The following is a 13275-nucleotide window of genomic DNA, read 5'->3' as shown; positions in this document are numbered from 1 at the left end:
GAATTACTTCTTCTTGGCCTTGGCCTTCTTGGCTGAACGGCGCCCGAAAATGAGCGCTACGGCCATGCCCGCAAGCCAGACGTCCTTCGCCAGGGTGATGCCGTCCTGCGTCGGGCGGATGCCATCGGATTCGGTGAGACCCGGGGTTCGCAGGTAGGAAGCCAGGATGACACCGGAGAAAGCGCCCAATCCCAGACCGGCAAGCCGTGAGGGAATCAGCGGGAGCAGCAGTGCGCTGCCCAGCGAAATCTCCCCGATCGAAAGCATCTTGCCGAAGGCCGCAGGCTCCATTTCGCGCAGCTGCGGGAGGCCGTTGGCAGCCATTTGCTGCAAGCCAGCGGCGCTGGCTTCGTCCAATCGCAGCTTGTTGATGCCGCTGTTGAGAATGAATGCGCCGCTGACCAAACGTAGCGCTGCGTTTGCAATCGAGATTCCCATGGGGCCTCATTCCTTAGATCGTCAGTGGCAGCCCGACCGGGTTGCCTTGTTGATCAGCGTAGTCATCGACTTGGGTGTTCACAATCATTTGCGAGTCGCATTCAGCGAAGAGCAAGAAACCAGGTCCGTGAATCATGCTAGATTTTTGAATCATGATCCCCTCTTCCGCCGTGCCTTCCGCTGCCCTGAATTTGTTGATCTCCCAAGGCTTCGATGCCACGAGTGTCGACGAGCTGGCGACTGCGGCCGGAATCTCGCGTTCCACGTTCTTCCGCCGTTTCGGTTCCAAGGAGAACATGGTCTTCGCGGATCAGGAAATGATCATCACGCATGTCGAAACGACACTTGCCGCGTCCTCCGTGGACGCCACGCAGACCCTGATCGACGCCGCGCATGTGGTTTTCGACCAGTACACGGCCAACCCGGAAGCAGCCCAACTGCGCCACAGGCTGCTGTCCTCGGTGCCTTCGCTGCGTGAACGCGAATTGGTGTCCACGCACCGCTACGAGAGGGCGTTCTACCAGTTCCTGGCCCGCCGCGATCTGGTCTCCACCCCGGCCACCCACGCCCTGGGCCTGGGCATCAGCGCCGGGTTGGTGGCGATACACAACGACCACCTGCGCATGTGGCTGCGCGAGCCGCACAGCACCGACCGCACGAAGCTCGCCCACGACGTTTTGATCTTCCTGGAACGCTTCTCCGATGTACTGAACCCGAACGACGGATCGCGGCAACAGGCCAGCGCCGCCCCGAGCGTGGTCGTCTCGGTGCTGCCGGCAGGAGCGGATGAGCAGTCCATCCTGGATGCGGTGTCCAAGGCGCTGCGCGAGCGCCAGCACTGACTGCTCAGCTCCCAAGACACAAGGCATTTGAAACCTAGTATCTTGACATGACACTGCGTTCCATTACGCTTGAGGTAGACCATTCTTCCCCAGGCACCCAAGGAGCGCCCCAAATGACCCAGCAGCAGACCGGTTTCGCCTTCCCTTCCGGAGTCACCGAGCCGGAGTACGACCTATGGTCAGACGGGGTCGATATCGATCCCACCGGCGTGTTCTCCGAGCTGTCTGAGACCGACGCGGCCTGGCGCGCCAAGGCCCGCAAGTTCGTGCTCAACGAGGTCAAGGACGACATCCACGAGTACTGGGACAAGGCTGACTACCCGCTGCACCTGGTCAAGAAGCTCGGCGACGCGGACCTGCTGCGTGACGGGCTGAAGATCGAGGGCCGCGAGGAGATGAGCCCGCTGGCCGCAGGCTTGATCAACATGGAAATGGCGCGCGGCGACGGCTCGGTGGCCACGATCATCGGCGTGCAGGGCGGCCTGGCCCTGCGTTCGGTCATCTACTGCGGCAGCCCCAAGCAGATCGCCAAGTACGGCATGCCGATGCTCGCCGGAGAGCTGCCCGGCGCCTTCGCGCTGACCGAGCCGACCCACGGTTCCGACTCGGTGTCGCTGGAGACCGTCGCCCGCAAGGTCGAGGGCGGCTATGCGATCAGCGGCGAGAAGAAGTGGATCGGCAACGGCTCCATCGGCGGAGTGAGCATCGTGTGGGCACGCGACGAGGAAGGCAAGGTGCGCGGCTTCATCGTGCACCAGGAGGCCGAGGGCTACCGGGCGACCAACATCGAGAACAAGCTCTCGCTGCGCGCCATCTGGCAGGCGCACATCCGCATGGACGAGGTCTTCGTCCCGGACGAGGACGTGCTGCCCGAAGCGAACAGCTTCAAGGACACCTCGCGCGTGCTGTTCGCCACCCGCCTGGGCGTCGCCTGGGCCGCCGTCGGCCACGCCACCGCCTGCTACGAAAGCGCGGTGAACTATGCCAAGCAGCGCATCCAGTTCGGCCGCCCGCTGGCCGCCAGCCAGATCGTCCAGGAGCGCCTGGCGCGGATGCAGTCCGAGCTGGCCACCATCCAGCTGCTGGTCATGCAGGCCACCAAGCGCGATGCCTCCGGCCAGCTGACCGGCCCGCAGGCTTCTTTGGCCAAGTTCACCGCGACCCGCACCGCGCGCTCGGTCGCTTCCAACGCCCGCGACCTGCTGGGCGGCAACGGCATCCTGACCAGCAACCGCGTGGCGCGCCACTTCGCGGATGTCGAAGCCATCCACACCTATGAAGGCACGGAGACCGTCCAGGCCCTGATCATGGGCCGCAACATCACCGGCATCTCCGCTTTCGCCTAAAGCGCCGAAAGGCACTTCCAAGGGTTTCCGGGCCCCGCGCACTGGCGCGGGGCCCGGCTCGCATTATGACCGGCCGCCGGACTCTCGCTTGAGCCGGTTCTTGGTCGACGCGGTCGCCACATGCTCCCAGGGATTCTCGGGCCACGGGTGGCGCGGATAGCGCCCGCGCATTTCGGAGCGGACCTGCGCGTAGGGGCCGTTGAAGAAGCTGACCAGGTCGTCGGTCACCGCCAGCGGCCGTCCCGCGGGCGAGAGCAGGTGGAATTGCACCGGCAGCTTCTCGCGCACCAGCCTCGGCGAGTCCGCCAGCCCGAAGCATTCCTGCAGCTTCACCGAGACCACCGCCGGCCCGGCGTCGCCCACGGGAGGGTAGGCCACGGTGATCCGCGACCCGGAGGGCACCTGCAGGCGCTGCGGCACCAGCGCGTCGAAGTCGTGCGCGTGTTCCCAGGGCAGCAGCGTGCGCAGCGCGGAGTGCAGGTCGATCTTCGCCGCGCTCTTGCCGGCGGCCAGCTGGCGCAGGGCAGGGGTGAGCCAGTCGGCGGCGCAGCCGACCAGGGCGGCCTCGTCCATCGGCGAGAAGGGCTCGCCCAGCAGCCGGTGCGCCACGGCCATCCGCCGGCGCAGCGCTTCGAAGCCTTCCTGCGCCCCGAACAGCGCCAGCCCCTGCTCGGCCAGCGCGGCCTGCGCAGCCTGCAGCCCCAGCTGCTCGGTCGCCCTGATCGGCGTGGAGGCCAGTTCGATCTCGCCGAAGGATTCGACCCTGCGGGCGCTGATCTTCCCGTCCAGCAGCTGGGCGGTCTCGCGGATCCGGTGCATCTGCGGCAGCAGCTCGCAGGCCGTGTCGATGTCGATGCCCGCGGCTTTGCGGATCATCGCTCCCCCGCCGGTGCGGGAGACCTCGGCCACCGCGAGGTATTCGAAGTGGTCCAGGTGGCTGCCGCGCGGCAGCGAGGCCCTGGTGCCGGAGGCCAACAGGTATTCCGACGGGCCCATGCGGCGCGCGATCCACTGCGGGTAGGCCAGCGCGCAGATCCCCGCCACCGCATCGGCGGCGGCCTGCGCTCCGGCCGCGGCCGCGTCGCCGCCTGCCGGGGCGAGCGCCGCCAGCCGCTTGGCTTCCCGGGACCAGCTGCGGTGCCCCGGGTGGGAGCTGCGCCGCAGCGCCGCGAGCAGCTCGGAGACATCGGCGCTGCCCACCCGTTCGGATCCTGCAAGCATCGCAACGACCTCCGCGGCGGCCTTCCCGCCGAAGCGCCGGGTGCCTTCCAGCAGCGCCCTGGCGGTGCGGGGGTCGGTGGGGATCTTCGACATGCGTTCGCCCAGCGCGGTGATCCGGCCGGATTCGTCCACGGCGTCCAGCGCGTAGAGCACCTGTTCGTCGGCGCGCATGGCGGCGGCCGGTGGCCGCTCCCACATGGACAGCCCTTCGCCGCGCGGCGCGCCCCAGGCGGCCAGGGCCAGCCCGGCGTCCACCAGGTCGGCGGTGCGAATCTGGGGAGTCGAATGCGCCGGGGCCGCGGCGAAGGACTTCGCATCCAAGGTGCGCACCACCGTGCCGGGCCCCAGGCGTCCGGCGCGGCCGGCCCGCTGGGTGGCGGCGGCGCGGCTGGCCACCACGGTGACCAGGCCGCTGAAGCCGCGCCCCGCGTCGCGCCTCGGTTCCCGGGCATACCCGGCATCGACCACCAGATGCACCCGGGGCACCGTCACCGAGGATTCGGCGATGGAGGTCGAGACGATGATGCGCGGCGGTTCCCCATCGTCGGGAACGCCGAGGATCGAGTCCTGGTCGCGGGAGGAGACCTGCGAGTGCAGCGCGAAGCTGCGCGCGCCGGCGGCGTCGAGGTACGAGCAGACCCGTTGCACCTCCCCTGCTCCGGGGAGGAACACCAGGGTGTCCACCGGGCGCCCGGACTCGCGATTGGCCAGTGCGGAGTGCTTGAGCGCGCTGTGGGCCACATGCCGCAGGTAGTCGTGGGACAAGCCCCGCTCGGTATTGCGCAGCCCTGAGAAGCTGTCGAATTGCTCCTGAACCGGAAACTGCGCGCTCCGGGCGCTGAGCACGGGGGCCGGAACGTCCCGGGCGAGCAGCTGCGAGAGTTCCTGCGCGTGCAGGGTGGCGCTCATGACCACCAGGCTCAGGTCCTCGCGCAGCTCGGACACCTGGTTGGCCATAGCCAGCAGCAGATCGGTGTCGATGGAGCGTTCGTGGACCTCATCGATGACCAGCGCGCTGACTCCGTCAAGGTCGGGATCGGCCAGCAGGCGGCGCAGCATCAGGCCGGCGGTGACGAACTCGACCTTGGTGCGGGCGCTGAGCATCCGCTCTCCCCGGACCGAGAAGCCCACGCGGTCCCCGAGCCTGGACCCGTCGAGCTGCGCCAGGCGCCGGGCCGCGGCACGGGCGGCCACGCGGCGCGGCTGGGTGACGATAACCCGTCCATCCAGCCCGCGTCCGGCCAGCGCGTTGGCCACAGCGGGCGGCACGATGGTCGTCTTGCCCGATCCCGGCGGCGCCTGGATCACCAGCGGCCGGGCGGGGTCGGCCTGGACGCTGGCGAACAGTTCGTGGCGGCTGGGGCCGAAGGCCAGGCCCCGGGAGACCGCATCGAGGTCGAACAACTCGGAGCTCATCGCCGGCGGCCCTTCCAGAAGGACTCGATGGCTTGGACCACCGGTTCGATGGGGAACAGCGTGTTGCCGTGGGTGCGCCCGGGCAGCGCGACCATGCGCGCGTTGGGCAGCGTGTGGGCCATGATTTTGTTCTGGTCGAAGCGCGGCTGGTCGTGGGTGCCGATCAGCAGCAGCGTCGGGACGCGGATCTGGGCCAGCTCGGCCAGCTCGACGTTCTGGACCGTTTCCGCCGCCTCGTAGTAGGCGGCCAGGGCCAGCGGGTCGTTCGACTTGAATGCCATCCGGGTGGCGGGATCCAGGCGTCCGCGGGTTTCCTGGCCGGTGACGAAGCCTTCAATGTCCCCGTCGCGCAGCACCTGGAGGTAGCCGGGGAAAAAGAGCTTGCCGATTTCGCCTGGGGTGATTTCGAAGGTGCCGCCGAGCATGATCAGCGACAGCACCGATGCCGGCGACGTCATGGCCAGATGCAGCCCGGTGCGCGCGCCGAACGAGTAGCCGACCACGTGGACGGATTCCAGGCCGAGGTGGTCCAGAAGCGCATGGATGTCCCCCATGACCTTGTCCATGGTGTAATCGGCGACGTCGTGCGACTTGTACGAGCGGCCATGGCCGCGCAGGTCCATCCGGATGTTCCGGTACCCCGCGCCCAGCGTCTTGGTGTAGCCCAGCCCGCGCCAGATGGATCGCGAGAGGGCGGAACCGTGCAAATACAGGATCGGCTCGCCATCCGCCGAATCATCGTCGAAGAAGATTTCTGCACCGTCGGCGGGGTTCTTGATCATCGGCATACCTTTGATTAAATCGCTTCCATTCCCCCGATGGAAATCGACGGCGCGTCCCAGCCCTCGACAACCGGGGCAAGAAGGAGAACACTGAGGTTACAGCGGCTTGGCCATTCGCCGGCCGCGCGTTGAGGGCTATGAAAGGGGAAGGAAATGAGCGAGCAACCCAATGAAGAGGATCTCGAGAAGAAGCTGCACGACGAGCATGACGAGCAGCTGGTCGAGGAATGGGAAGACGAGTCATTCCCGGCCTCCGACCCACCCTCGAACTACTGAGCACCATGTCTTCAAGCTGTCGCACACTCGACTTTCAGGTAATTTCAAGGCATAGGTCCTACCGTTGTTAGTACCTTCTCAAGGTGCGAGTGATCTAGAAGAACCGATCTGCGCAGGCGTTACCTCCTTGGCCTGACAGATCGGTTCTTCCTTTAATCCGTGTGCCGTCCTCACGCCATAGCCAACTGGTCAGGACTATCTGCCCAACAGCCAACCTTGGTCGTAACAAGCCCTCCGCCAATACTCGCAAAGCTAGACTTGGAGAGCCGGCGAAGTCGGCCGTGGTTGCACGGTACCCCCATAAACTTTGCAGCCGCGGGATACGGAAGCACCCCCAAGCTCTCGTATCGAAGGACCCATCGCATGCCGAGCGCAAGTGGTGGGTCCGCCCCTTTTCCATGTTCCTTGCGCGCGAATCGGCTCCCGCCCAGAAATGTCTCAAAAATCTGACATATGGTGGAGCAGAGAGATTTCTCCATCGCACTGATCGGCTTCTGCCGGCAGAAAGGTTTTTCGTGGAATACGAGATCGTCAATCCAGTCAACGACACCCATCGGCCCTACGTGGCCGCAGCGGACCGTTACGAGCATTTCGGATACCGCCGCGTCGGCGACTCGGGCCTCATGCTCCCGCCCCTTTCGCTGGGGTTGTGGTGGAACTTCGGCGACAACCGGACCTTCGATTCGCAGCGCGAAATCCTGCGGCACGCATTCGACCGCGGGATCACGCACTTTGACCTGGCCAACAACTACGGCCCTCCAGCCGGAGCGGCCGAGGAGAATTTCGGGCGCATGCTGCGCAACGACTTCAAGCCGTACCGCAACGAACTGGTCATTTCCTCCAAGGCAGGCTGGGACATGTGGGCCGGCCCCTTCGGAACCCTGGGATCGCGCAAGTACCTGATCGCCTCCTGCGACGCCTCGCTTCAGAAGCTGGGCCTGGACTACGTGGACATCTTCTATTCCCACCGCTTCGATCCGAAGACGCCGCTGGAGGAAACCATCGGCGCCCTGGACACGCTGGTCCGCTCCGGAAAGGCGCTGTACGTCGGCATTTCGTCCTACTCGGCCGAGCGCACCGCGCAGGCCAAGGCGATTGCGAAGGACCTGGGGGCACCTTTGGTTATCCACCAGCCGTCCTACAACATCCTGAATCCATGGGTCGAGCATGGGTTGCTGCAGACGCTGGCCGCGGAGAACATGGGTGCCATCGCTTTCACCCCGCTGGCACAGGGGCTGCTGACCGACAAGTACCTGACCACGACCGACGTCGAGCGCCAAGGCGGCCGCCGGGCGCTGACCGAGCAGCTGACCGATGAGAACCTGGCGAAGATCCGCCGCCTGAACGAGGTGGCCCAGCGCCGCGGCCAGTCGCTAGCCCAGATGGCCATCGCCTGGCTGCTGCGCGACGGAGCCGCAACCTCGGTGCTGATCGGGGCTTCATCCACCACGCAGCTGGACGAGAACCTCGGCGCATTGAAGAACGTCGATTTCCCGCAGTCCGAGCTGGACGAAATCGCGCAGATCGCCCAGGGCGATGCCGGCATCGACTGGTGGCGCAGCTCCGCCATCGGCTAAGTGAGGACTGCGCGAACCCGCATGGTGATCTGGAAGTGCCGCACTGGCCTGGAGAAATTTCCAGGCAGTGCGACATTTCCTGTCTCTCCAACACTTCCCAGTGACAGTTCGTTTAGCGCAGCGATTCCATGCTGGCAGATTTTGCATTGTATGGATAAGCTCGGAGTGGACGCGATATGAAGTGAATTACATTCATTTATTGGTTATAGTTCAATAACAACCAGCTACGTTCGCGTAAAACCGACCAACATGCACAAAGACAGGAGCATCGATGAGCGCCCCAACCTACAAGGTCTTGAACCCGGCGACCGGCGAGGTAGTCGAGGAATTCGACGTTGCCACCGATGAGCAGATCGAGCAGGCACTGGCCTCCGCGCAGTCCGCGTACGAGTCCTGGCAGGACGTTGACATCAACGAGCGCGCCAAGATCGTTTCCAAGGTCGGTGCGCTCTTTGCCGAGCGCGCGGAGGAACTGGGCAAGATCATGACCACCGAGATGGGCAAGCCGCTCTCCGAGGCCGTGGGCGAAGCCGAGTTCTGCCAGGAAATCTTCGAATACTTCGCGTCAGAAGGCCCGACCCTCGCGGCCGACCAGGAAATCAAGTCCTTCTCCGGTGGCAAGGCCATCGTCCAGAAGCGCCCTGTGGGCCCGCTGCTGGGCATCATGCCGTGGAACTTCCCGCTGTACCAGGTTGCACGCTTCGCGGCGCCGAACCTCATGCTGGGCAACACCATCCTGCTGAAGCATGCGGAGTCCTGCCCGCGCTCGGCTTTGGCCATCCAGGAAATCATGGATGAAGCCGGTGTTCCGACTGGCGTGTACAACAATGTATTCGCCACCCACGACCAGATCTCCACCATCATCGCCGACAGCCGCATCCAGGGTGTTTCCCTGACCGGTTCGGAGCGCGCAGGCGCCATCATCGGCGAGCAGGCCGGACGCAACCTGAAGAAGGCCGTTCTGGAGCTCGGCGGTTCTGATCCATTCGTGGTTCTGGATTCGGATGACGTGGCCGGCATTGCCGAAACAGCCTGGGGCTTCCGCATCGACAACACCGGTCAGGCCTGCAACTCGAACAAGCGCATGATCGTCATGGAAGACATCTACGACGAGTTCGTTTCCGAGCTGACCAAGCGCGCCGAGGGGCTGAAGGCCGGCGACCCGATGAAGGAAGAGGACGGATCGTTCGCACCGATGTCCTCGCGCAAGGCCGCCGAAGACCTGCACGCACAGGTGCAGGACGCAGTCTCCAAGGGTGCAACCCTGCACGCCGGCGGCGTGCTGCATGATGGTCCGTCGGCGTACTACTCCCCTGCCGTACTCACCGGTGTCACCAAGGACATGCGAGCCTACTACGAGGAGCTGTTCGGCCCGGTTGCCGTGGTCTACAAGGTGACCAGCGACAAGGAAGCCACAGAGTTGGCCAACGACACCATCTACGGCTTGGGCGGTTCGGTGCACTCCACCGACGAAGCTCGCGCCGCAAAGGTGGCCCAGAAGCTGCAGGTAGGCATGTCCAACGTCAATGCCGCCAGTGCAGAAGGCGCTGAAATGCCATTCGGCGGTGTCAAGCGCTCGGGCTTCGGCCGCGAGCTGGGCCCGCTGGGCATGGAAGAGTTCGTCAACAAGCGACTGTTCTATGTAGGCGAGTAACCGTCTAAGGAATAAAAGGGGAAGCACCATCCGGTGCTTCCCCTTTTATTCTGCCAGCTTTGTATTCCTAGACGCCGACGCTGACCCGCTCGGTCTCCCGCTCCCCGGTATCGACCAGTTCATCAGGCACGGGCGCGGGCGCGGGAGGAGCCTCCTCGTTGGCGCGCGCCGAACGCTTGAACCAGTTGGCCATGCGTTCCCAGGTGATGTCGCGGATGAAGATCGCGTCTATACCGACCATGGCCAGCGAGAACCACGGCAGGCCCATCAGGAGTGCAATGCCTGCATGGAATGAGATCATCGCAAACAGGACCGGAATCCGGGTCCAACGGAACAGCAATGCACCGGGGAAACAGACTTGGAGCATCACTGAACCGATGCTTCCCAGCGCCACGACCCAGCCGAAAGTGGTAATCAGTTCGCTCAGCTCGGGCCATGGCCCGAATCGCATGGTGTGCAGGGGGCCATAAATGGCGGTTCCGTTCTGCCATGGTTCGCCACCGGCTTTGAACAAGGCACCGGAAACATAGATCATGAAGACTTGGCAGGCCAATGCCACCAGCGCCAGGTTGTGCCACAAGTTGGTCAGGCCAGCCGGCAGAATTCGCGTGCCCCGCCACAATTTGGCAGGAATCGTGCCAGTTGAGTTTGCGCTGCGTCCACGGCGGCGGGCATCGAATGACCATCGGGCCGAGTGGTCGGTAAACAGCATCAGGAATAAGGCGATGCGAAGTGCATTGTCTCCCTGGTCGCCGCCGAAGTACGGGGTCTCGATCAAGCCGATCCAGAGAACCAGGAATGCCGGGAGAATGAGTCTGGCCCGATAACCTACGAGAAGGGCCGCAGCGAGCACAATCAGCATCAGGAAGTAGACGGTAACTGCTGCGTCGTTGCGTGCAATACTGAAAAAGACTTCGAACAGCGGATTCCCGGCGAAACTACCGTTGGCTTCCTCCAGCTGCCCGCTCCAGGCGGCACCGCTGCCGTAGGTGTAGTGGCGCGTGTTGAAGTTGGTCAGCAGGAGGCCAAGTGCAGCGGCCGCGAAGATCATCCGGGCAACGGCAATACCGTACATTGCGTGTTTGCTGTCCAAGAGCCAGCCGTCAATCGTGGCCACAACGCCCCGGCCGGCTTGCGCCAGATGAGCTGGCCCTTCCTTCCAGAATGCCGACCAGATCCGTGTCAAGGGAGCAACGAGGTTTGATTTTCCTGCCATGCTTATTTCACGCCTTCCAATGAGTTGAAGACTTCGGCAAAGTTCTGTTCGTTTTGGCCCTCAATAACTGTCAGTCCACGCCAGCCGGAATCAATAGTCACAGCATCAGGGCGCTGGGCATCCGGGTCGTTGCGCCGCTCGAATGGGACAACTGCCTGCCGCCCGGCACGGAATTGCACTGAGCTGATGTCCTGCCCCCACAGGGCTTTGGCAACTTGCGTAGCATAGGCGCTGGCTGCACGTTCTGTTTCGATGAACGACTTGGTATTCTTTCGCGAGCTAGTGCTCTGAATCTCGCGTTCGTTCAAGTCATCATTGAGTCGGTTGGACCAGTCGTCACCCTTGAAATATCCAAGCGTGACAACGTTTTTCTGCTCGTCGTTGAGTTTCTGCCATTTGTTCCGCTAGTCGCTGGCAAGCTGGTTGCCAGCCAATGATGCCCGTGGCGGGAAGAGATTGTGATGGATCAAGTCCATTTCCAAATTGACTGCGTCTACCCATTGCGTAGCCTCACGCCTTCCAGTGGTATCTTCCAACGTGGCGCGGACTTCGAATGAATAGTCTCCGTCAATCGGTTTCGGAGCGAAAACGGACCAGCTCTGTCCGAACATTGGCTGCATGTAAGCCCGGAGCGCTTTGTCGGGCACAGCATCACGCAACTCGCTTGAAGGCGATACCCAAAGGAATGTCGCGAAAACATGCCATGCCGTCAGCCCAACGCAGGCAACCGCCACTAGGCGAAGCCATAAGGGTCGCTTTTTGATCTTGGGCGTGCTGTCAGTTTCGGTCATGTCCCAGTCCTGTCAGTTCGGGAATCCGGTTGAGTGGAAGCGAAAAGCTGCCGCAGCCAATCGGGAAGTACAAAGTCGTGAAGCCGGACGCCAACAGTCTCTAGACTGCTGGCATCCGGCGGGTGAGAAGCCGGGTTGACCAGAAGGGCAACCCGACCTCTCATCAAGCTCGCGTCCTAGCGCGGCTATGCTTTCTTGCGGCGTGCGAACAAGATGCCTGCACCGGCCAGGGCAAGCATGAGTGCAGCACTTGCCGCAAGCAGCACGCCGTTGGCACCAGTGTCAGCCAGCTCGTCCTTCTTGCCGTCGGATTCAGGCATGGACGCGGAGTCCTGGTCCTTTCCATCGGCGGACGCGTTGGCTTCGGTGGCCGATGAGTCGCTGGCACCCTCAGTAGCCGACGAATCACTGCCACCCTCAGTAGCCGACGAATCACTGCCACCCTCAGTAGCCGACGAATCACTGCCACCCTCAGTAGCCGACGAATCACTGTCGCTTTCTGCAGACGGATCGTAGACAACGAAAGACGTTGTGTCTTCGGTACGTCCATCAGCCGCGTGTGCCGTGTACTTACCAGCTTCGACACCAGCGACAGTCACGGACCAGTTCCCCTCGTCGTCCGCATCAATCTGCTGCTGCGGATCAGTCATTGCTGCTTTGGCTACCGCACCTTCAGATACACGGGCAACGGTCACGGTTACCTTGGCATTAGGATCCGACACTCCGGAAATCATGATGCTTGGGCCCTCAACTTCAGAGTTTTCCTTTGGCGAGGTGATGCCAACCGCCTCGTAATTGCCGTCAGTGTCGCCATCAGTTTCTGCATCTGTCTGGCTATCAGCGTTGGTATCAGCACCAGCGGTATCCGCACCAGCCTCAGCATCAGCAGCCGAAGCCGCATCAGTATTGGCGTCAGCACCAGCGGTATCCGCGCCAGCCTCAGCATCAGCATTGGCGTCAGCGTTGGTATCAGCACCAGCGGTATCCGCACCAGCCTCAGCATCAGCCTGGGCGTCAGCGTTGGCGTCAGCACCAGCGGTATCCGCACCAGCCTCAGCATCAGCAGCCGAAGCCGCATCAGCATTGGTATCAGCACCAGCGGTGTCCGCGCCAGCCTCAGCATCAGCATTGGCGTCAGCGTTGGCGTCAGCGTTGGCGTCAGCACCAGCGGTATCCGCACCAGCCTCAGCATCAGCAGCCGAAGCCGCATCAGCATTGGTATCAGCACCAGCGGTGTCCGCGCCAGCCTCAGCATCAGCATTGGCGTCAGCGTTGGCGTCAGCATTGGTATCAGCACCAGCGGTATCCGCGCCAGCCTCAGCATCAGCAGCCGAAGCCGCATCAGCATTGGCACCAGCCTGGGCGTCAGCGTTGGCGTCAGCGTTGGTATCAGCACCAGCGGTGTCCGCACCAGCCTCAGCATCAGCAGCCGAAGCCGCATCAGCATTGGCACCAGCCTGGGCGTCAGCGTTGGTATCAGCACCAGCGGTATCCGCACCAGCCTCAGCATCAGCCTGGGCGTCAGCACCAGCGGTGTCCGCGCCAGCGGTGTCCGCGCCAGCCTCAGCATCAGCATTGGCGTCAGCGTTGGCGTCAGCGTTGGCGTCAGCGTTGGCGTCAGCATTGGAATCAGCACCAGCGGTATCCGCGCCAGCCTCAGCATCAGCAGCCGAAGCCGCATCAGCATTGGCACCAGCCTGGGCGTCAGCGTTGGTA

General features: G+C 63.5%; 11 protein-coding genes and 1 pseudogene. 5 read left to right on the top strand and 7 right to left on the bottom strand.

The window, feature by feature from the left end; genetic code table 11:
• Window positions 1–3: 3 nt before the first annotated feature.
• The gene (locus IEY43_RS14920; protein ID WP_188949364.1) at window positions 4–438 is read right to left on the bottom strand and encodes a hypothetical protein; all 435 of its coding nucleotides are present in this window, start codon (window positions 436–438) and stop codon (window positions 4–6) included.
• Between the two features lie 152 nt (window positions 439–590).
• Here IEY43_RS14920 and IEY43_RS14915 point away from each other — a divergent pair, with 152 nt between their 5' ends.
• Window positions 591–1280: a TetR family transcriptional regulator gene (locus IEY43_RS14915; protein WP_188949363.1), complete on the top strand. Its 690-nt coding sequence runs from the start codon at window positions 591–593 to the stop codon at window positions 1278–1280.
• 113 nt (window positions 1281–1393) lie between these two features.
• Window positions 1394–2626 carry an acyl-CoA dehydrogenase family protein gene (locus tag IEY43_RS14910; RefSeq protein ID WP_188949362.1) on the top strand — a complete coding sequence of 411 codons (1233 nt, stop codon included), beginning with the start codon at window positions 1394–1396 and terminating at the stop codon, window positions 2624–2626.
• Between the two features lie 63 nt (window positions 2627–2689).
• On the opposite strand, the gene hrpB is transcribed toward IEY43_RS14910, so the two are convergent.
• Window positions 2690–5263, bottom strand: coding sequence for an ATP-dependent helicase HrpB (gene hrpB, locus IEY43_RS14905; protein WP_188949361.1), 2574 nt, complete (start codon window positions 5261–5263; stop codon window positions 2690–2692).
• Window positions 5260–6045, bottom strand: coding sequence for an alpha/beta fold hydrolase (locus tag IEY43_RS14900; RefSeq protein WP_188949360.1), 786 nt, complete (start codon window positions 6043–6045; stop codon window positions 5260–5262). The genes hrpB and IEY43_RS14900 overlap by 4 nt, the downstream gene beginning before the upstream one ends.
• Window positions 6046–6198: 153 nt before the next feature.
• On the opposite strand from IEY43_RS14900, the gene IEY43_RS18365 reads away from it, so the two are divergent.
• From IEY43_RS18365 to IEY43_RS14890, 3 genes are all read left to right on the top strand, one after another.
• Window positions 6199–6321: a hypothetical protein gene (locus IEY43_RS18365; RefSeq protein ID WP_268240081.1), complete on the top strand. Its 123-nt coding sequence runs from the start codon at window positions 6199–6201 to the stop codon at window positions 6319–6321.
• Window positions 6322–6836: 515 nt separating this feature from the next.
• Window positions 6837–7898, top strand: a complete 1062-nt coding sequence (gene mgrA, locus IEY43_RS14895) for an L-glyceraldehyde 3-phosphate reductase (RefSeq protein ID WP_229777433.1) — start codon at window positions 6837–6839, stop codon at window positions 7896–7898.
• 271 nt (window positions 7899–8169) lie between these two features.
• Window positions 8170–9552 carry an NAD-dependent succinate-semialdehyde dehydrogenase gene (locus IEY43_RS14890; RefSeq protein WP_188949358.1) on the top strand — a complete coding sequence of 461 codons (1383 nt, stop codon included), beginning with the start codon at window positions 8170–8172 and terminating at the stop codon, window positions 9550–9552.
• A 67-nt stretch (window positions 9553–9619) separates the two neighbouring features.
• On the opposite strand, the gene IEY43_RS14885 is transcribed toward IEY43_RS14890, so the two are convergent.
• From IEY43_RS14885 to IEY43_RS14865, 4 genes and pseudogenes are all read right to left on the bottom strand, one after another.
• Window positions 9620–10768 carry an HTTM domain-containing protein gene (locus tag IEY43_RS14885; protein WP_188949357.1) on the bottom strand — a complete coding sequence of 383 codons (1149 nt, stop codon included), beginning with the start codon at window positions 10766–10768 and terminating at the stop codon, window positions 9620–9622.
• Window positions 10769–10770: 2 nt separating this feature from the next.
• Window positions 10771–11559: pseudogene (locus IEY43_RS18245) on the bottom strand (DUF5819 family protein).
• A gap of 185 nt (window positions 11560–11744) precedes the next feature.
• A complete protein-coding gene (locus tag IEY43_RS14870; RefSeq protein WP_188949354.1) occupies window positions 11745–12293 on the bottom strand; it encodes an LPXTG cell wall anchor domain-containing protein in 549 nt (182 codons plus the stop codon).
• On the bottom strand, window positions 12290–13275 hold a 986-nt coding region (locus tag IEY43_RS14865; RefSeq protein WP_229777432.1), incomplete at its 5' end, for a hypothetical protein. The genes IEY43_RS14865 and IEY43_RS14870, both read right to left, overlap by 4 nt.

Source organism: Glutamicibacter protophormiae (assembly GCF_014647495.1).
GTDB lineage: Bacteria > Actinomycetota > Actinomycetes > Actinomycetales > Micrococcaceae > Glutamicibacter > Glutamicibacter protophormiae.
Note: the sequence above shows the minus strand (reverse complement) of the source record. Positions and strands in the feature narration are given on the sequence as shown.